Annotated in this window: 17 protein-coding genes, 1 pseudogene and 1 other annotated feature (1 of these 19 running past the window's edge); of the genes and pseudogenes, 3 read left to right on the top strand and 15 right to left on the bottom strand. The window is 39.5% G+C overall.

Going from position 1 to position 18044, the window contains the following annotated elements:
* Positions 1 to 11: 11 nt before the first annotated feature.
* On the bottom strand, positions 12 to 2177 hold the full coding sequence (locus EL079_RS02290) for an alpha-galactosidase (RefSeq protein ID WP_003031195.1): 2166 nt from the start codon (positions 2175 to 2177) through the stop codon (positions 12 to 14).
* Between the two features lie 139 nt (positions 2178 to 2316).
* On the opposite strand from EL079_RS02290, the gene EL079_RS02285 reads away from it, so the two are divergent.
* The 3 genes from EL079_RS02285 (at position 2317) to birA (ending at position 5172) form a co-directional block, all read left to right on the top strand.
* Positions 2317 to 3150, top strand: a complete 834-nt coding sequence (locus tag EL079_RS02285; RefSeq protein ID WP_003031194.1) for an AraC family transcriptional regulator — start codon at positions 2317 to 2319, stop codon at positions 3148 to 3150.
* 82 nt (positions 3151 to 3232) lie between these two features.
* Positions 3233 to 4234: a LacI family DNA-binding transcriptional regulator gene (locus EL079_RS02280; RefSeq protein ID WP_003031199.1), complete on the top strand. Its 1002-nt coding sequence runs from the start codon at positions 3233 to 3235 to the stop codon at positions 4232 to 4234.
* Positions 4235 to 4236: 2 nt separating this feature from the next.
* A complete protein-coding gene (gene birA, locus EL079_RS02275) occupies positions 4237 to 5172 on the top strand; it encodes a bifunctional biotin--[acetyl-CoA-carboxylase] ligase/biotin operon repressor BirA (protein ID WP_003031197.1) in 936 nt (311 codons plus the stop codon).
* Between the two features lie 60 nt (positions 5173 to 5232).
* Here birA and EL079_RS02270 read toward each other — a convergent pair whose 3' ends face one another.
* From EL079_RS02270 to rplJ, 14 genes and pseudogenes are all read right to left on the bottom strand, one after another.
* A complete protein-coding gene (locus EL079_RS02270; RefSeq protein WP_003031187.1) occupies positions 5233 to 5649 on the bottom strand; it encodes a YjdF family protein in 417 nt (138 codons plus the stop codon).
* 231 nt (positions 5650 to 5880) lie between these two features.
* Positions 5881 to 6075: a DUF3272 family protein gene (locus tag EL079_RS02265; RefSeq protein ID WP_003024260.1), complete on the bottom strand. Its 195-nt coding sequence runs from the start codon at positions 6073 to 6075 to the stop codon at positions 5881 to 5883.
* Positions 6076 to 6113: 38 nt separating this feature from the next.
* Positions 6114 to 7778, bottom strand: coding sequence for a DNA polymerase III subunit gamma/tau (dnaX, locus tag EL079_RS02260; protein WP_003031191.1), 1665 nt, complete (start codon positions 7776 to 7778; stop codon positions 6114 to 6116).
* Complete coding sequence (locus EL079_RS02255; RefSeq protein WP_003031196.1) at positions 7778 to 8275, bottom strand: GAF domain-containing protein; 498 nt, start codon at positions 8273 to 8275, stop codon at positions 7778 to 7780. Before EL079_RS02255 ends, dnaX begins: the two co-directional genes overlap by 1 nt.
* Before the next feature lie 65 nt (positions 8276 to 8340).
* Complete coding sequence (locus EL079_RS02250) at positions 8341 to 8964, bottom strand: SAP domain-containing protein (RefSeq protein WP_026248167.1); 624 nt, start codon at positions 8962 to 8964, stop codon at positions 8341 to 8343.
* A gap of 471 nt (positions 8965 to 9435) precedes the next feature.
* Positions 9436 to 12042 (bottom strand): pneumococcal-type histidine triad protein, encoded by a 2607-nt coding sequence (locus EL079_RS02245; protein ID WP_003031190.1) that lies wholly within the window; start codon positions 12040 to 12042, stop codon positions 9436 to 9438.
* 8 nt (positions 12043 to 12050) lie between these two features.
* Entirely contained in the window at positions 12051 to 12974 is a 924-nt protein-coding gene (locus tag EL079_RS02240; protein ID WP_003031188.1) for a metal ABC transporter solute-binding protein, Zn/Mn family, read from the bottom strand.
* Positions 12975 to 13117: 143 nt separating this feature from the next.
* Entirely contained in the window at positions 13118 to 13843 is a 726-nt protein-coding gene (trmD, locus tag EL079_RS02235; protein ID WP_022524372.1) for a tRNA (guanosine(37)-N1)-methyltransferase TrmD, read from the bottom strand.
* A complete protein-coding gene (gene rimM / locus EL079_RS02230; protein WP_003031189.1) occupies positions 13833 to 14351 on the bottom strand; it encodes a ribosome maturation factor RimM in 519 nt (172 codons plus the stop codon). The genes trmD and rimM overlap by 11 nt, the downstream gene beginning before the upstream one ends.
* A 237-nt stretch (positions 14352 to 14588) precedes the next feature.
* Positions 14589 to 16163 carry an ATP-binding cassette domain-containing protein gene (locus tag EL079_RS02225; RefSeq protein WP_003031192.1) on the bottom strand — a complete coding sequence of 525 codons (1575 nt, stop codon included), beginning with the start codon at positions 16161 to 16163 and terminating at the stop codon, positions 14589 to 14591.
* A gap of 159 nt (positions 16164 to 16322) precedes the next feature.
* Positions 16323 to 16538, bottom strand: coding sequence for a DUF5966 family protein (locus EL079_RS02220; RefSeq protein ID WP_003024228.1), 216 nt, complete (start codon positions 16536 to 16538; stop codon positions 16323 to 16325).
* 7 nt (positions 16539 to 16545) lie between these two features.
* Positions 16546 to 16755 (bottom strand): annotated as a pseudogene (locus EL079_RS09720) (DUF5962 family protein); the annotation flags it as partial.
* A gap of 283 nt (positions 16756 to 17038) precedes the next feature.
* Positions 17039 to 17407 carry a 50S ribosomal protein L7/L12 gene (gene rplL, locus EL079_RS02215; RefSeq protein ID WP_003024225.1) on the bottom strand — a complete coding sequence of 123 codons (369 nt, stop codon included), beginning with the start codon at positions 17405 to 17407 and terminating at the stop codon, positions 17039 to 17041.
* A gap of 70 nt (positions 17408 to 17477) precedes the next feature.
* Complete coding sequence (rplJ, locus tag EL079_RS02210; RefSeq protein ID WP_003024222.1) at positions 17478 to 17978, bottom strand: 50S ribosomal protein L10; 501 nt, start codon at positions 17976 to 17978, stop codon at positions 17478 to 17480.
* Between the two features lie 38 nt (positions 17979 to 18016).
* Positions 18017 to 18044, bottom strand: a sequence feature (ribosomal protein L10 leader region); it runs 107 nt beyond the window's last position.

Raw genomic sequence — 18044 nt, 5'->3', positions numbered from 1 at the left:
ATTCCTTCTCCTTATTGCTTTTTAACAAAAACATACTGTTTACTGAGGAAATCTCCTTGAGGGAGAACAACGGTCAAACCAGCATACATCAACTCTGCACCTGAATATAGTTGATTGGTACCATCCAGTGAATAGAGCGCATCCTCTTCTAATCCTTTGAGTTTTAGTGTGGTTTCTATCTCTTCGACAGTTGCTAAAACCCTTACATAAGTTACAACCGAGTGTTCTTTGTAGTTGAACTGCACCGCTGATTCGTTGGAACCTTGACTCGGATTAATTAATCGAAATTGCTGACCGAATTGAATAATTCTGCGAATAGATTTATAATGAGCAACTTGAGCTGCGATTTCATTCAACTCTTCTTGAGGAAGACTGGTCAGATCCAATTCATAACCCAGATTTCCCATCATAGCAACGTTACCTCGTGTTTCAAGAGGTGTAATCCGTCCCATCTGATGATTAGGTACAGCTGACACATGGGCACCCATTGAAATAGTCGGATAAAGATAAGAAGACCCATATTGGATTGACAAGCGAGCTATGGCATCGGTATTGTCACTAGCCCAGACTTGAGGGAAATACCGCATCATACCAAGGTCATTTCGGCCACCGCCACCTGAGCAGGACTCAAAGAGAATATTCTCATATTTCTCTGTCAAATATTTTACAATTTCATAAAGCCCCAAGATATACTTATGCGACTGCATTTTGGTCGCCAGATAGTTAGTGCCATTCCCAAGATTGGTAATATTACGATTCATATCCCATTTTATGTAGTCAATATCGTGCTGACTCAACAGCTGATCCAGTGTTCCTTTGATATAGGCTACCACATCTGGATTAGCATAATCCAATACGAGTTGATTGCGAGAGTAGGTATGATCCCGATCAGGCACTTGAATAGCCCAGTCTGGATGTGCCCGATAAAGCTGACTGTCTACGGAAATCATTTCTGGCTCAACCCATAAACCAAATTGCAATCCTCTACTATGAACTTCTGCTATGAGCTCCGTCAAACTGCCACCTATCTTATCTTCATTGACAAACCAGTCGCCCAAAGCCCGATTGTCATCAAAACGGTTGCCAAACCAGCCATCATCGAGAACAAAGAGCTCAATACCAACTTTCTGTGCCTCATCTGCTAACTCTAGCAACTTCTCTTTTTTGAAATCAAAGTAAGTTGCTTCCCAGTTATTGATTAGAATTAGCCGCTCTCGCTTCGCAAAAGCTTTAGGAATGATATGCTCTTGAACAAAAGCTTGGCTCTCATGACTAAGACCAGTCAAACCCTGAGCCGAATAATTCAACAGAGCAACAGGACTATAGAAAGTCTGCCCCGCTTCCAGTTTCCAAGCAAAGTTATCTTCATTGATACCGATACCTAGCCGAACTTCACTCAACTGATTTTGCTGAATCCAAGCTTCAAAGTTTCCGCTATAAAGGAGCTGAATTGCCCAAACTTGACCGGCCTCTTCCGTCGTTTCACTGTCACAAAGGATAAGGCTTGGAGTCTGCGCGTGACCAGAAGCTCCTCGGTTGGAAGCTATTTTGAAAATCCCCTGTTCTAGCTTGTGACGACGAACTGTTTTTTCCCTAGCATAAGCTCCCTGTAAACTAATCACATCATAAGCACCTGCCGGCAAATCTGTCATTAAGCTCAAGTTCTTATGTATGACTGCTGTCTCTCTACCGATATTTTCCAGCTTAGTAAAGGTTGCAATGGTATTGCTATCCTCAAAAGCTGTGTAATAGAGAGTGAGGCGTAAGTGAGCTACTGTATCCTCTAAAATAAAGGCCAGTGTTTCTGCATCTTCTGTACTGTGAGGGCTAGGCAGTCCTGGAACTTCCAAACCTCCCTTAATCAGCTGACTTTCAACAAACCGAAAATCTGTTACTTCATTATTAGCATGTTGGACTTGCAGAGAAGGTTGCCGGAAGTCTCCTAAACCATGCTGCCCCAAAACCTGCCGCTGGGTATCTAAGCTAAAACTCCGCTCATTCGACCTCGGATTACCAGAAAAAGCATGATCTCGCTCAAATACTGTATTGGAAAAATGATAGGATTCGATTTTTCTGCCTAAGTGTTTAAGCAAAAGGTAGCCATCCCTTTCCTCGATGATAAGACTGGAATCTTTTGTATTGATGTAGAATAGATGCTTGTCTATTTTGATAGCCATTTCTGAACCTCCATATTTACTAATATTTTACCTTTTGAAATCGCTTCCTAAAATAGAATTATGTTAGGGAAATATGGTAAAATGTTAGGTGACAATAAAAAATACAATACTATTTCTAATGTACGGAGATGTAAAAAGTATGCTTATATTTTCTGAATACCAGACGGGAACAATTGATTTATTATTAGACTTTTACGGCTATGAGGATTGCCAGCCGAACTATTCTTTCGGGCCTGCTATTCGTGACGGTTTCGTCCTTCATTTTATTACAAAAGGCAAAGGTGTCTTTCACTATAAAGGAGAACAAATTTTCCTGAAAGCTGGTGATTTATTTCTACTAAAACCAAACGAACTAACTTACTATAAAGCAGATTTTGAGGATCCTTGGTCCTATTATTGGCTCGGAATTAGTGGAACAAAGGTTTCGGATTATTTTAACTTATCAGAAATTGGCAAAACAGGATTTCTAAGAAATTCAAGTACTAGTCCTACTGATAGTTTGGGAAAGTTTATTATAGATATTATTCAAGAAGCTGAACATTCCCAATCTACTATGTTAAGTCATTTACAACTTCTCGCCATGCTCTATGAACTACTATTTAAACTGGGGAAACTCGCACCAAACCAACAGCTCCTGAAACAACAAAATTCCACTTATCAGTTGTATATAGATACCAAACGTATTCTAGAAACTCGCTATCCGCTTGAACAACTGAGCATTCAAGGTATTGCTAATGAACTAAATGTCAATCGCAGCTATTTGACAACCATTTTTAAAGAATACAATGGACTCTCTCCCAAAGAGTATCTGCATTATATACGCATGCATCGAGCTAAACAACTCCTCGAAAGCACCCGTGAGCCTATCCAATTTATCGCCTATTCTGTCGGTTTCTCAGATCCCCTTTACTTTTCAAAGGCTTTTAAAAAATATTTTGGCTTTTCACCCAGCTCATTTCGAGAACAAAGTTAAGTTTTACTAAACTTAACTTTGATATTTACTATTTTTTGAGTTATAATTTATGTAGACAGTAAATTAAAAAGGACCAAATCAAATGGCTACGATTAAGGATATTGCTCAGGCTGCTGGGGTCTCTCCCGCTACGGTCTCTCGCGTACTCAACTACGACCCTGCCATGTCAGTCAGTGATCGCACCCGAAAAAAGATTTTTGATATTGCAGAAGAATTAGAATATAAAAAGACAAAGCGAAGAGACAAACGATATTCCCAAAACCGCAGAATTGCGATCGTAGAATGGTACACAGAAGAGGAGGAACTAGACGACCTCTACTACTATGCCATTCGTCTTGGGGTAGAGAAAAAAGCCCAAGAGTTGGATTATGATGTTATGCGCTTTTTCAATAATGAAACATTAAATCATCTTGAGCAAATTGACGGCATCATCGCGATTGGAAAATTCAGCCCTCAAAAGATAAAGGAGCTGGAACTCCACACAGAGCAGCTTGTTTTTATTGATAGCAATACACTTACCTATGGACATAGCTGCGTTACGACAGACTTTGAAAATTCCGTTACAACTGTTTTGAACCACTTCTTAGAAAAGGGACACCGACAAATTGGGCTGTTAGTGGGGCAAGAACAAACTTCTGACAAAACCACTACCTTATCTGATCCACGCTTGGTAACCTTTAAAAATTATCTAACCGAAAAACAACTTTATCAGGAAAAATACGTTAAAATAGGAAACTTTTCATCTGAATCAGGTTATTCTATGATGAAAGAATTGATTGAAAATTTAGGTGACCAATTTCCAACTGCATTTTTCATGGCAAGTGACGCCTTAGCTGTTGGCGCCCTTCGAGCACTTCAAGAAGCGGACATCCCTGTACCAGATCGTGTTAGTTTGATTGCTTTTAACGATACATCTATTGCAAAGTACGTCTATCCACCACTCAGCACGGTTACTGTCTTTACAGAAGAAATGGGCAGACAAGGCTTGCAACTGCTGCACGAGGAATTTCAACATCCTGGCTCGACCATTCCACGCATGGTAACACTTGCTACCACCCTAACCCTTAGAAAGAGCAGTTTATAGAAATGAAAACATACGAAATTTTATTTGACATTTTAAGTCGAGAATCTGACTATATCAGTGGTGAAAAATTAGCACAGGAGTTAGGAATTTCACGCACTTCTATCTGGAAAGCCATTCAACATTTGGAAAAAGAAGGCATTCATATTGAATCGATAAAAAATAAAGGCTATAAGCTCCTTTCAGGTGATTTATTGATTGCTAAAAAAATCGAAGAAACTGCTCCCATTCAAGTTTCCTTCAATCCAAACTGCAAATCCACTCAACTTGATGCCAAAGCAGGAATTGAAGCTGGTAATCCTGCCAACACGCTCTATCTGGCTTCTTCTCAGACAGCCGGGCGTGGACGCTTTGGCAGAAGTTATTTTGCTCCAGATCAAGGTGGGATTTATATGTCTCTTCACTTGAAACCCAATCTCCCTTTTCAACAAATTCCCGCCTATACTATCCTGACTGCTGGAGCCATTTATAAGGCTATTAAAGACCTCACTTTAATGGAAATGGACATTAAATGGGTCAATGACATTTGCTACAAGGGCAAGAAAATAGCCGGAATTTTAACCGAAGCTATTACTTCTGTCGAGACGGGCTTAGTCACTGATGTGATTATTGGAGTGGGCATCAATTTCGCAATCTCTGATTTTCCGAAAAAGTTAAAAAATAAGGCTGCCTCTCTCTTTCACGAAAAGCAACCTATCACGCGCAATGAACTCATTGCTGAGATTTGGAAAGATTTCTATGAATGTGAGCCAGACGAGCTGATTTACCTTTACAAACAACACTCCCTTGTCTTAGGTCGGACGGTCACTTTTTTCCAAAATGACAAAGACTACAAAGGAATTGCCAAGGAAATATCAGATAGCGGTCAGCTATTAGTTCAATTAGATACTGGACAAGAAATGTGGCTAAATAGCGGTGAAGTTTCTTTAACAAGTTGGTAAATAAAAAAAGGAGATAAATTGAGTAAACATCAACTTGTCTCCTTCTTTTTCAGCACAAAATCAATGACCTTTGTGCTTTTCTTTGCGTTTTTGCTGTTTTAGTTGGAATTTCCTATTTTGTACATATTCTTTTTGAGCTTTCAATCTGGAACGTTTAGCTTGTTTATCTAACTCTTGTTGCAGTTTTAGTGCATCTTGTGATTTCGTTGAACGTTTTTCACGCTTCATTTCTTTTTTTGCTAATCGCTGCAACCGTTTAGGATTTGCACAATGTCTTTTTTTCTTTAGTGCAACAGCCGGGCTAAATTGTAGTTGTGAAAACTTCTGATTAACAAATTCCAAAACCTCGTTCATTTGGGGCTCAACTCCAAATGTCACCCGACAAACGGACAAACCTTGAGCATTTTCTTGCTCAAATAGGCCATAATAAAAGCCATTTTCAAAGTATATGGTCAATTCTAATGAAACATGTTCCATACAGCATCCTCCTTAAATACATTACAAAGAAGGGACAACCAAGGAGGAGGGTTACTGATAGTCGTGACCTACTTCAATTGTCATTAGAAAAACAAATCTAGCCTGTCACGAATATGTTCGGACTACCAACCGAAACTGTGTTTTTATCTTTGCACTTTTATTTTACAGCAAGTAGAATATTTTTTCAAATTGAAAAGAAAAGGTTGAGGATTTTTGCCCCAACCTTTCTTGTTATTTTTTACGTTTGATATGTTTGTCAATTTCGTCCACTATTTTTCCCATGACATAGCTCACCTGTAAATTACGAATCACTAAAAGTGCCCAGAAAACAGCGAATAAATAGTGTCCTGACATCATTGCTTCGTTAAAAAAATACGTTTCAATTGCTGTGAAAAAAGCTGTTGTAAGAAATTGTTGTCTTGTCATGATTCTATTATAGCATGAAACAGCAGAAAAATCTAAATTCAGTCCTCCTGAACGGTAATTTTTTCCGCTAAGAAATCAAATCCTTCTGGAATGACTATATTCTCTTTTTCTTCAGCTTGTGGTGCATTTTCTCCACGCGCTTTAGCCGAAAATTCAGCCCGAATCTCTGTCCAATCTGTCATAGAAACCGCCAAGATGTCTGGTGAAAATCCAGCAGCATTGCTTAATAAATTCCCAAATATGGTGTTGAGATTTTCCCGTTTCATGGTCTGTTCTGCATTAAAGCTTGACTCAAATGCAAGAATAGCGTGGTTTTCGTTAGCTGCGACGGGTTGTGAGCCGACTAAAAGTGCCTTATCTGCTCCGGCTAAACTTTCAATAATTTCTCCCCAAGCATTCTGCAACTTGGTTAAATTACTGCGAGCCAGGCTAGGATTTTCAACTGCTTCTTGCAGAATGGCATTCACTTTATGGCGGTCTACTCGATAACCCTTGCTTGTTTTGGCTGAGCGTGTTGGCTGTACTGGCTTACTAGGTGCAGAACTTGACTGCAAACTTGCCAATTGATTCTTAAGCTGGTTGATTTCTTCTTTGAGCGTTTCTATCTCGCCTGCTATATTGGAGGGTAATTCTGCTTTATCTTGCCCTTCAGCCAGTCGAATGGTCATCATTTCTGTATAAATCTTGGGTTGCAAGCTGTTCTTGATTTCCGCAAGGCTCTTCGTTGCAATCTCAATCAACTCAAACAATCTTTCCTGCGGAGTCTTGAGGTTTTCTAAAAAGCTTTCACTCGTATGCGTATTTTCTCCACCCGTTTTAACAATGAGCAAATCTCTAAGATATTGTAACAGGTCAGTGACAAAACGAGCCATATTTTTGCCGCTGTCGAATATGACATCAAGATTTTTTAATGCCACTGATGTATCATGCGCTAATACAGCTGCTACATACGCATCTAGTGCTTCTAAACTGATAGAACCCGTGATTTCCTCAGAAATAGCCGTCGTCAGCTGATTGTCTTGAGTCAAGCTGAGAGCTTGGTCCAAGATAGATAGGGCATCTCGCATACCGCCTTCTGCTCGTCTTGCGATAATCTGCACCGCTTCATTTTCAAAGTCAATATTTTCTTGCTGCAAAATCCACGCAATGTGCTCTACAATATCTTTGGTTTTAATCGACTTGAACTCAAAGCGTTGAACGCGCGAGAGAATGGTTGCTGGTATTTTATGCAGCTCCGTCGTTGCTAAAATAAAGACGACATTTTCTGTCGGCTCTTCCAAAGTCTTAAGAAGCGCATTAAAAGCGCCCGTTGAGAGCATGTGAACCTCATCAATAATATAAACCTTGTGCTTCGCTAGACTGGGAGCGTAAGTAGATTTATCACGAATATCTCGGATTTCGTCCACACCATTATTGGAAGCCGCGTCAATCTCGATGACATCTTCTAGGCTTCCTTCGGTAATGGCTTGGCAAATATAGCACTCATTGCAAGGCTCGCCACCCTTTTGGTTAGGACAATTCATCGCCTTAGCGAAAATCTTAGCTACGCTGGTCTTCCCAGTTCCTCTGGGACCTGAAAAGAGATAGGCATGACTGATCTTATCTTGTTCAACTGCCTGCCGCAAGGTTGTCGCCACAACCTCCTGACCGACTAGCTGACCAAAGGTTTGGCTTCTATATTTTCGATATAAAGCTTGATACATTAGGCTTTGTCTCCAAACATTTCAAAATTCCAACTTGTTTTCTCTAGTAAGAGAGCCACAAAATTTTCCAGATATTCTCGGTCAATCTCATCATAATCTGCCACCAGATGAGAATCCAAATCCAACACCCCTACTAGGCTGTCGTTTTTGACCATTGGTACTACAATCTCGCTGCGAGCTCTGCTATCACAGGAAATGTAATTGCCATGTTGGGTCACATCTTCTACAATCATCGTCTGCCGTTTGGCTGCTGCTTCACCGCAGACTCCTTTTCCTAGCGCAATATGTACACAGGAGACACCACCTTGAAAAGGTCCTAAAATCAACTCGTTTCCGTCATAAAGATAAAAGCCAGTAAAGACAGAATGAGGCAAGGCTTGGTTTAGCAGGGCAGAGCTGTTTGAGAGATTCGCCAACGCATTGCTTTCGCCCTCTAGTAATGCTTCAAGCTGCGCTAAAAGTAATTGATAATTTGAAATTTTTTCTGATTGATTCATACTTTCTATTATATCAAAAAAACAGCCTCGCGACTGTTTTTTCGCAAGTGGACAAATCATTCTTCTTATTTCCCTTTCCAATACATAGAAATATCATCCCAAAAGTTCTTTACTAGCTGCTGGTGATAGACTTTAGGAGCGGTTGAATGTTTCACTTTCTGCCAAAGAATAGCAGCAACTTTTAGTTTTGGCTGGAAAGCAGCATTATTCTCATCAGCACAAAAGTCTTTGAGAAATTGATTCCATTGGCAACTAGCATTATCGTATTTTGCGTAAGTTGATTGTCCCTGATAAATGGCTAACATGTCTCGCAGAGTAAATCGGTCATTTCCCTCAGCTTTTACCTTTCGCCAAGCTGCCGCCATGTCCGCTGTAAACTTGAATGAACTGCTACCCGTCTGCTGAGCGAAAAACTCCCGAAATCGGGTATTAAAGGCAAAACCACAAGTAAGTAAGGGCGTGTCTAAAGTAAGCTCTACATCTTTCTCTTTCTTAGTCTTTAAACGGACTTTCTTTTGAGCAACATTCCCTGCAAAATATTGTTTGATTTGTGCTTCTAGCTCTTTTTTGACCCCTGAATGCTCCTTCCCCAATCGTTTGCAAATGTCTGCCAATTCTGCACGATACCAATAATATTGAGAAAACTCTTGATAAGTCTTTATCGTTGTAAAATCCGGTCTATCCCGCATGATGTGTTTCCCTTCCCTCTTTTTCATAACCTATTATACCACCAATAAAGTCGTTCCTCAAAAATGATAGATTTGTTAGTTTATAAAAAGTCGTTCGAGGGTCGGACGAAGTGAATCAATTTTGGTTGAGACAATCCGACCCTCGGATGGAGTGAATCTCTTTTGGTTGAAGTAATCTGACCCTCGGACGAAGTGAATCAATTTTGGTTGAAGTAATCCGACCCTCGGACGAAGTGAATCAATTTTGGTTGAAGCAAGCCGACCCTCGGACAGGATAAATTAGTTTTGGTTTGTTCTATCCGCTCGGCGGACAGAATGAATTCCTTTTGGTTTGTCTTGTCCGCTCGGCGGACGGTGTGAATCTCTTTTAGTTTATCTTATCCGCCCGGCGGACAAGATAAACTTCCCTTTATAAACATAGAACAACAAAAGAGCTGGAAAATAAATTTCCAACTCTTGAGGGGGGCGTTGTTAAGAAACCAATTCTCCTGTGAGTACATTGATAGACTTGACAGCACCTGTTGTATCAGTATAGCTGACCGTCTTGTTTTCAGGATGATAGGTAAACTTTTCTAAGCTCAAACCATATTTAAAAGCAATTTTAATCATTTTTGCTCGGAAATCTTGCAGAGACAATCCATAGCTTGCTGCGCGTGCCTTTTCAGCTTCTTCTTCAGCATTAACTGTTGGTTTTTCAGTCCCTTTTGAATTTTCCTTTTCATCATCTACCTCTTTACTTGCAGAGTCGTCTTTCTTATCTTCTGGCTCTTCATTTGGTGCATAGTTCTTTCCGTTATCTGATTGATTTTTCTTACCATGCTGACTAGAATTACCAAAACCATTGTCAGAATGCGGACGGTCTTCTGGATGAGTGACGTAATATTTCACGGTCGCAAGGAAATCTTCCATGCTGTAGCCGTCAGGTGCTTTGTAAAGTCCTTGATCAAACCAAGAAAGAGAGATATTATGATAATGGTCATGATGCGGAATGATGAGCTGACCGTTTTTCATGTCTACAACATAGGCTGTGTTATAAGGCATCGCTTCAACTGGCACCTTTTTAGCTGGGGTTACACGATTGTAAATAGACAAAGCTGTTTCCTTATTTGGATTCGTTTGGTTATCTTCAGATTTTTGAGGCTTTTTATTCTTCATATAAGCTTCTGCCGCCTGTCTTTCTGACTTGGACAAATCGCTCTTAGGAATATAATGACTGTGATTCATGTGCGGAGCTGTATAGCCATCGCCTTGGTCTTCCGTCAAATCATGTGGATCAAAGATATAACCGTCCGATGTTGCATAACGACCTGCAGCTTTAGCTAATGCTACTTCATCAGCCGTATAAGCAATTTGCGAATTTGCTTTGCCTGCGCGGTCAGGGTGCTGTACCTCACTTGACAATTTCAAAACCTTATCCAATAAGGCAAGCTTATCCACATTCGGATTGGCAGCCTGTTGCATGAGGTCTTCAACCGTTGCCAGTTGTGCTTTATCCCCTTTGCTTTCAAGCGTTTGACGAATTGGTGTTAAGACTTTCTTGAAAGCAGCAACGATTTCAGCATTTTTCTTTGTCAGTCCCGCTTGTGTTTCCGGATCAACCGCCTTGACGATTTCAGACAACAAATCTTTCACTTTTTGAAGCACTGTTGCTTTTTCTTCTGTTCCAAGAGTGAAGCCAGATTTGATACCAGCGAGTTGCTCTTCAAAGTTTGCCTTTTGACTAGCATTTGTCACCTTACTTATCAAACTTTCAGCCTTATTGATAAAGGTTTGAATCTGTTCATCTGTCACTTCTGTCTCAGATGGTTCTTCTTTTGGCTTTTCAGGCTCTTTGCTTGGCTCAGTTTGCTTGCCATCATTAGGTTTGCTTGGCTGTGTTTGATCCTTGCCCGTATCTTGGTTCGGTTTACTTGGGTTTGTCTGTTGATTACTTTGACCAGCTAGCTTTTTCGCTTCTGAATAGTCCGTACCAGGAACAATCATCCGCGAAATTTTTTCTTCTAGTGGCGACATTTGACTATAGTAAATGAAATGATAATGATTACCATGTGGCACTGCCACCCCACTAGAAGATTTTTTAGTAATCTGTGCCGGGTCAAATATCAAACCATCAGATTCCACATGACGTTGGTTTAACGGCATCAAGTACAGTTGTTTTAACAGATTGATGATTTCTTGATGAGCAGATGGAGTATTCTGATGACTTGGTTGTGATGGCTGCGCATGATAATTATTGCCCTGATGGGTCTGTGTTCCCGGCGTTGATGGTTGGTAATGGATAGAAGGTAGTGTAGTTCCGCCATTTGATGGTCTTGATGGCGTTGGACTTGGACTCGGAGTTGATGTCGTACCGCCAGATTTGTGTTTGTTGTCCCAATAGCTCTGAGCAGCAGCTAACTCACTAGGAGACAAATCTTTCTTTGGAATATAATGGAAATGATTACCATGCGGTACGATGAAGCCATCTCCAGTATCTTCTATCACATCTGTCGGATTGAAAACATAGCCGTCATCCGTCGTATAACGACCTTGTGCACGAGCTTCTTTGACAGCTGTTGTTACAGCACCACCTTTCGCTCCCTTATGGCCTTTGCCGCTATACTCTGCCCTTTGGCGAGCAATTTCTTCTTTTGTACGAACATTACTGGTATGATTTGGATCTTTCAAGTAAAGGTAATATTTCCCATTTACCTTGATAATGTAGCCATCTTTCACTTCATTGATAATATCAGACTGCTGCAAGGTATAGTTTGGATCCCGCATAATCAGCTCTTCACTGATAATGGCATCATAAGGGACTTTCCCATTATAATAATGATAATGATCACCGTGAGAAGTTACGTAACCTTGGTCTGTAATTTTGACAACAATCTGTTCCGCATTGATTCCTTCTTTTGCACTCACTTCATCAGGCGACAAATTCTCTGCTTGCTTGCCCTTGTTTGCTTTAGATTTTCCATTTACATAAGCAACACGGTTATTTTCCTTGCTAGATACTGTCTGATGACGCCCTAGCTCATAGCTACACAAACTTAAGACAACAACTGCAACAGAACCGATAAGATATTTTTTCTTCATGATTCTCCTCATTTTTTCAATTCTTTTGCCAATACCGCTAGATTGGCTTCTAGATTTTCAAGATAAGTATGATTATTTTGCGGATCAGCTTCCAAAGGGTTTAATTGTTTTAGTTTAACGCCTGTAGATTTGACCAAAGTTTTCGCAACTTTTGATGACGCATTGCTTTCCACAAAAATTGTCTTGACCTTGTATTGTTTCACAAACTCTTCAATTTCCGTCAGCTGACGTGGACTAGGCTCTTGCTCTGGTGAAATCCCAGCAATCCCCAATTGGGTCAATCCAAATCGCTTTGCCAAGTAAGAAAAGGCCGTATGCTGCGTCACAAATGTTTTTTGTTTCGCCACTTTGAAAATCGGTTGATATTTTTTAGTCAACTCTTTTGCCTTATCTACTAGTTCTTTCGCATTTTTTTGATAGGTTTCTTTATTTTTACTATCAATCTTCGAAAGTTTATCAGCGATAATCTGTGCTTCTTCTGCCACTTTTTCTGGGTCTAACCATGTATGTGGGTCGTAAAGAGTCTTTTCATCCACTCCCTCACCAGCAGCTACATCTTCTAATCCCGGCACACGCTCCAGCTTCATCCCTTCTGAAGCTTCAAGTACCTTCACTTTGGATTTTTTTAGATTTGGATCTAATTTCCCTGCCCACGACTCCAAGGTATGAGAGTGGTAAACAAAGACATCCGCATCGTAGATAGCAGCTACATCATTCGCCGACGGCTCAAATGAATGAATCCCACTACTTGATTGAATCATCCGAACATCATTTAAATCGCCTGATACTTCTTTGACCATAGCATAAATCGGATAAAAACTTGTTACAATTTTCAGACCTTTACTCTGTTTTTTTGGACTTGTTCCACACGCTGTCAACAACAAAGTCAATCCTACCACAAAAATAGAAAATAGATATTTCTTTAATTTCATAAACCACTCCTTAACTAGTGTTTAACCAGTTTATTAACTGGTTAATATGATACCATGATAGAAATTAGCTGTCAAGAATTTTTTATCTGTTTTTTTAACAATAATAAAAAAGCTTTCTAAATAGCATTAGAAAACTTTTACTCTTACCAATCGCTTTTTTCTTTACGAATCTCTTCCAGCATTTCAGTTTCTTCTGCTGTGAACTCATATTTTTCTAGCAAATCTGGACGACGCTCGTAAGTCTTTTTCAAACTCTCATACAGACGCCATTTTCGGATATTTTCATGATGACCACTCATCAAAATATCTGGCACAACCATTCCACGAAAATCATACGGGCGAGTATATTGAGGATATTCTAAAAGCCCTGATGAAAAACTATCATCAGTATGACTGGCTTCCTTACCAAGAACTTCAGGAATCAGCCGTACCGTCGCATCGATCATCGTCATGGCAGCCAATTCTCCACCGGTCAAAACATAGTCTCCAAGCGAGATTTCGTCTGTCACCAAACTTTTAATCCGCTCATCATAACCTTCATAATGTCCACAAATAAAAATCAATTCTTCTTCTTGGGAAAGCTCTTCCGCATAGGCTTGATCAAACGTTCGACCAGCGGGATCTAACAAAATAACCCGTGGCTGTTTTTTCTCAATCGCATCATAAGCATCAAAAATTGGTTGCGCTCTGAGCAACATCCCTTGACCGCCTCCATAAGGCTCATCATCAACATGTCGTGATTTCTCTGCATTTTCCCGAAAGTTATGATAGTGAATCTCTAACAATCCTTTTTCACGCGCCTTGCCAACTATTGAATGCTCCAGCGGGGCAAACATCTCCGGAAATAATGTTAAAATGTCAATCTTCATCATCCAGTCCTTCCGGAATTTCCACATCCACTCGACTATTTTCAAGATCAATATTCAACACAACAGGCGGAATATAAGGCAATAGTAAATCACGCTTGCCTTTGCGCTTTACCACCCAGACATCGTTGGCACCCGGCTGCAAAATTTCTTTAATTGTTCCAATCAAAATATCCTGTTCATAAACATTCAAGCCAATAATTTCATGATAATAAAATTCGCCCTCATCTAAATCCGATAAATCTTCTTCAGCCACTTTCAAAGTAAAATCACGATATTTCTCAATGTCATTGATATGGTACATTCCTTTGAATTTGATAATATCAAAATTTTTCATCTTACGATGACTGGAAATTTCCACATTCATGACAAAATTATCTTTCTTATCAAAAAGGGCCAACATACTTCCCTTTTTAAAACGTTCCTCTGCAAAATCCGTCACCGATAGTACACGCATTTCACCTTGCAAACCTTGCGTATTCACAATCTTTCCAACATTATAATAGTTCATTTTCTCTCCAAGTACTAGCATTATCTTTTTTATTTTATCATGAATAAAGGGAATTCTCAAGAAAACAAAAACCCACCCACGCCATGATGTGATATACTCCCTTATAGTGGACAATGAAAAAAACAAAAATTCACTAAAACTATAAGGGGAGTTTTCCTATACTTTCTATAAATTAGCTCAAGCGTATTATATATAGCTTGGAGCTTCTATCACAAAAAAAGAGCTATCAAAAATAGCTCAATATTTTCCTAAGTCTAAAATTTGATTATATCTACTTTCATCCTCAATATGGTGAGCAATTTCTAGCATCATAACAGGTAGAGAAAACAGTAGATCACGCACCATCTTGCTGTTTTCCTCGTCCAAGGCAGCAGTTACCTCATCTACTAGTAAAACATCCTTTTTACGCAGAAGAAATCTTGCCAGTTCAATCCGAACCCTCTGACCACCCGAAATATTGTCACCATTGTTACTGACAACAAAGTCCAACCCTTCTGTTAATTCATTGTCGAGCTTGACTTGTTTTAAAACAAACCACAAATCTTCATCAGAAAAGACTTGTCCCAAAGTCAAATTATATCGAACTGTGTCATTAAAAAGGAATGGATGCTGGCTAATAATACCAACACTAGATACAAAATGAGATGTATAGTTATTAGTTGTTGTCACACCAGTAATCTGACCTTCATCAGCCTGCTCCTCACCAATAATTATCCGAAACAAGGTCGATTTCCCACAGCCACTCGGTCCCTTGATTAAAACTTTCTGACCAGTTTGGATGTCCAAATTCAGATGGGTAAAAAGCTGTCTGCTACCATAAGATTTACTTAAATTTTGGATGTGCAGGGCACGAAGTTCTTGCATATCATCTTTCGCCAGTTGTTTATCATCTTTACTGTCTAATACTCCATAAATCTTGTCCGCAGTCGTTTTTGCCCCTTGTATATCTACTGTATCATACATGATTGTCTGGATAGGACTCACCAACTGACCAGCTGCGATATACATGGCGACAAGACTAGCGACAGATACCCTATGACCATTCATGGAAAAGAAGAAACCTAACACAAGCGGTAAAACCTGACTCAGAAATACCATAAAGCCATTACAAAAGAAGACGATATTATGGGTGAAGCAAAATTTTTGGATAGCTCGTTGATATTTCCAATTCACATTCCATAATTTTTGTCTATTTTCCAGAATCGCTTGATTCATGAGCAGAGTCTGCGCTCCTCGGATGCTGTCAGATACCTGATTATGAACCTCCACTCTGCCTTGAGCCATATCGTCACCAGTATGTTTGAGCCTTTTGTTCATTAAATATTGAGGAATAGGGCGTAAGATAGTAAAGAAGACAAAAATACTCCCCAGTAACAGATTTTGCGTAATAATATAAATTGCTGTTAGTAAAGCAACAAATCCCCAGCAAATTATGTTAATGTACTTTTCTAAATAATTATCCCCCAAATACTCCATATCCTGTGTGAGCATGGTGATTTTTTCATCTTCACTATAATCCTTATTTGTCATTAACTTACCAAATAAATCTGCTCTCATATTCATCTGAATCTCACGTCGAAATACGTTATGCGTGTGATTGCAAAAGAGCATCAAGCTATACAAGACAAAGTAGACTGTAAAACCAAAAAGAGCAAATTGCACTATCTTAAAATAGGTTAGTTCTCCTTGGTTTAAGGACAAAGCTCGAGATACTACTAAAGGTTGAGCAAGAGCCAATCCTCCATTTGCCAGTGCCCCGATGACAGTATAAAATTTCGTTTTCTTATCCAGATAGTGAAAAATTTTATTCATAATGTCCTCCTGGAAAAATAGAGAGGCTAGCACTCCTCTCCATATTATCATTTCTAATCTATTAACTGCAAATATTGCATTGATTGGTTATAGTTTCCGATCTCTTAGGAAGTTCTTTGTTTTTCTCTAAATACATTATACATCTATTAAAATAATGATTCAAGTAAAACTCAGAAATCCATTTTGTGTCAGGTCTGCTGTATAAAGTTCAGGTTCTGTAAAGAGAAGATAGAATCCATAAACCTCTGTAAAAAGAATAGCACAAGCCAGTCCTATAAAAAACACACCACTGTCTAGGATTAAGAGCTTCCAGAGAATCAAGGCAATCATGCCCACCACCATGAGGATAAGAGGAAGAATCAGAAAATCTGTCATAACCCTCCTACCACTCTACCATGCTACGATAAAAGACTGCGTCCTTGGAATCAAACTCTTCTAATTTTTGAACCAATTCCAGATAATCTTCTTTTTCAGGGTATTCAAAGTCCACTCCATGTTGCTCTTGGAGGGCGATTTCTAGTTGACTAGTGATTTCTCTCTTCGAGAAGAGTCCCCCAGTCGCTTCCTCGTAATGTTCTTTGAGTTCCTTATAAGTTTAGTATCCCTTTTGTCGGACTAGATAGAAAATCACGATGTAACATGACAATTGTATTTCCTTCTACATGCTTCCTCCTTAAATACAAAAAAGCGAGAATTATGAAAACAGTTCTCACTTGAGATAAATAATTCTTTAAAAAAACAAAAATCCCTGCCAAATAAATTTTGACAGGGATGTTTAGCAGGGAATCAAATGATTTAACCTGTTTTTTTTCATTTGCTTATCGCAATCAAAGACTGGTAAATCGGGATTCCGCTCTCAAATTGCTATGTGCTTCTTATTTAAGAGTAACTGAAGCTCCAGCTTCTTCCAATTTAGTTTTGATTTCTTCAGCTTCTGCAGTTGCAACGCCTTCTTTAACAACAGTTGGTGCTCCGTCAACAAGTTCTTTAGCTTCTTTAAGACCAAGACCTGTGATTTCACGAACAGCTTTGATAACGCCGACTTTCTTGTCGCCTGCTGCAGTCAATTCAACGTCAAATGAATCTTTTGCAGCGGCAGCTTCACCAGCACCAGCAGCAGCTACAGCTACAGGAGCAGCTGCAGTTACACCAAATTCTTCTTCGATAGCTTTTACAAGGTCGTTCAATTCAAGGATTGAAGCTTCTTTAATTTCAGCAATAATATTTTCAATGTTCAATGCCATTGTTATTTCCTCCAAATATGTTTTCGTTATTTATTATTAGTTTGTAGCATAGGCTACGCGCAACTTAAAATTAAGCTGCTTCTTCTTTGTTGTCTGCAACCGCTTTGACTGCAAGAGCAACATTGCGAACTGGTGCTTGAAGCACAGATAGTAGCATAGATAGAAGTCCTTCGCGATTTGGAAGAGTTGCAAGAGCAACGATTTCTTCTTTAGATGCAACAGCACCTTCAATAGCTCCACCTTTAATTTCAAGTGCATCAGCTTCTTTAGTAAAATCATTGATGATTTTTGCTGGTGCTACAACATCTTCATTTGAAAATGCAACAGCAGATGGTCCAACAAATGCATCAGCAAGACCTTCAAGTCCAGCTTTTTCAGATGCACGACGTAAAATTGAGTTTTTAATAACTTTATACTCAACTTCGCTTCCACGAAGATTACGACGAAGAACTGTGTCTTGTTCAACTGTAAGACCACGAGCATCCACAACAACGATACTTGCAGCTGCTTTCATTTTTTCAGCAACTACATCAACTAGTTCCGCTTTTTTAGCAATACTTGCTTCACTCATTTAGTGTTTCACCTCCGTAATTATTTTGCTTGGGAAATTTTTCCAAAAGAAAAACGCGCCCAAACC

The organism is Streptococcus anginosus, assembly GCF_900636475.1.
Classification (GTDB): Bacteria; Bacillota; Bacilli; order Lactobacillales; family Streptococcaceae; genus Streptococcus; species Streptococcus anginosus.
This window is presented reverse-complemented; position numbering and strand designations above follow the sequence as displayed.

Bases quoted from the DNA above. Each gene is read 5' to 3' on its own strand.
- EL079_RS02290 (WP_003031195.1), bottom strand. From the start codon at position 2,177: ATGGCTATCAAAATAGACAAGCATCTATTCTACATCAATACAAAAGAT.
- EL079_RS02285 (WP_003031194.1), top strand. From the start codon at position 2,317: ATGCTTATATTTTCTGAATACCAGACGGGAACAATTGATTTATTATTA.
- EL079_RS02280 (WP_003031199.1), top strand. From the start codon at position 3,233: ATGGCTACGATTAAGGATATTGCTCAGGCTGCTGGGGTCTCTCCCGCT.
- birA (WP_003031197.1), top strand. From the start codon at position 4,237: ATGAAAACATACGAAATTTTATTTGACATTTTAAGTCGAGAATCTGAC.
- EL079_RS02270 (WP_003031187.1), bottom strand. From the start codon at position 5,649: ATGGAACATGTTTCATTAGAATTGACCATATACTTTGAAAATGGCTTT.
- EL079_RS02265 (WP_003024260.1), bottom strand. From the start codon at position 6,075: ATGACAAGACAACAATTTCTTACAACAGCTTTTTTCACAGCAATTGAA.
- dnaX (WP_003031191.1), bottom strand. From the start codon at position 7,778: ATGTATCAAGCTTTATATCGAAAATATAGAAGCCAAACCTTTGGTCAG.
- EL079_RS02255 (WP_003031196.1), bottom strand. From the start codon at position 8,275: ATGAATCAATCAGAAAAAATTTCAAATTATCAATTACTTTTAGCGCAG.
- EL079_RS02250 (WP_026248167.1), bottom strand. From the start codon at position 8,964: ATGCGGGATAGACCGGATTTTACAACGATAAAGACTTATCAAGAGTTT.
- EL079_RS02245 (WP_003031190.1), bottom strand. From the start codon at position 12,042: ATGAAGAAAAAATATCTTATCGGTTCTGTTGCAGTTGTTGTCTTAAGT.
- EL079_RS02240 (WP_003031188.1), bottom strand. From the start codon at position 12,974: ATGAAATTAAAGAAATATCTATTTTCTATTTTTGTGGTAGGATTGACT.
- trmD (WP_022524372.1), bottom strand. From the start codon at position 13,843: ATGAAGATTGACATTTTAACATTATTTCCGGAGATGTTTGCCCCGCTG.
- rimM (WP_003031189.1), bottom strand. From the start codon at position 14,351: ATGAACTATTATAATGTTGGAAAGATTGTGAATACGCAAGGTTTGCAA.
- EL079_RS02225 (WP_003031192.1), bottom strand. From the start codon at position 16,163: ATGAATAAAATTTTTCACTATCTGGATAAGAAAACGAAATTTTATACT.
- EL079_RS02220 (WP_003024228.1), bottom strand. From the start codon at position 16,538: ATGACAGATTTTCTGATTCTTCCTCTTATCCTCATGGTGGTGGGCATG.
- rplL (WP_003024225.1), bottom strand. From the start codon at position 17,407: ATGGCATTGAACATTGAAAATATTATTGCTGAAATTAAAGAAGCTTCA.
- rplJ (WP_003024222.1), bottom strand. From the start codon at position 17,978: ATGAGTGAAGCAAGTATTGCTAAAAAAGCGGAACTAGTTGATGTAGTT.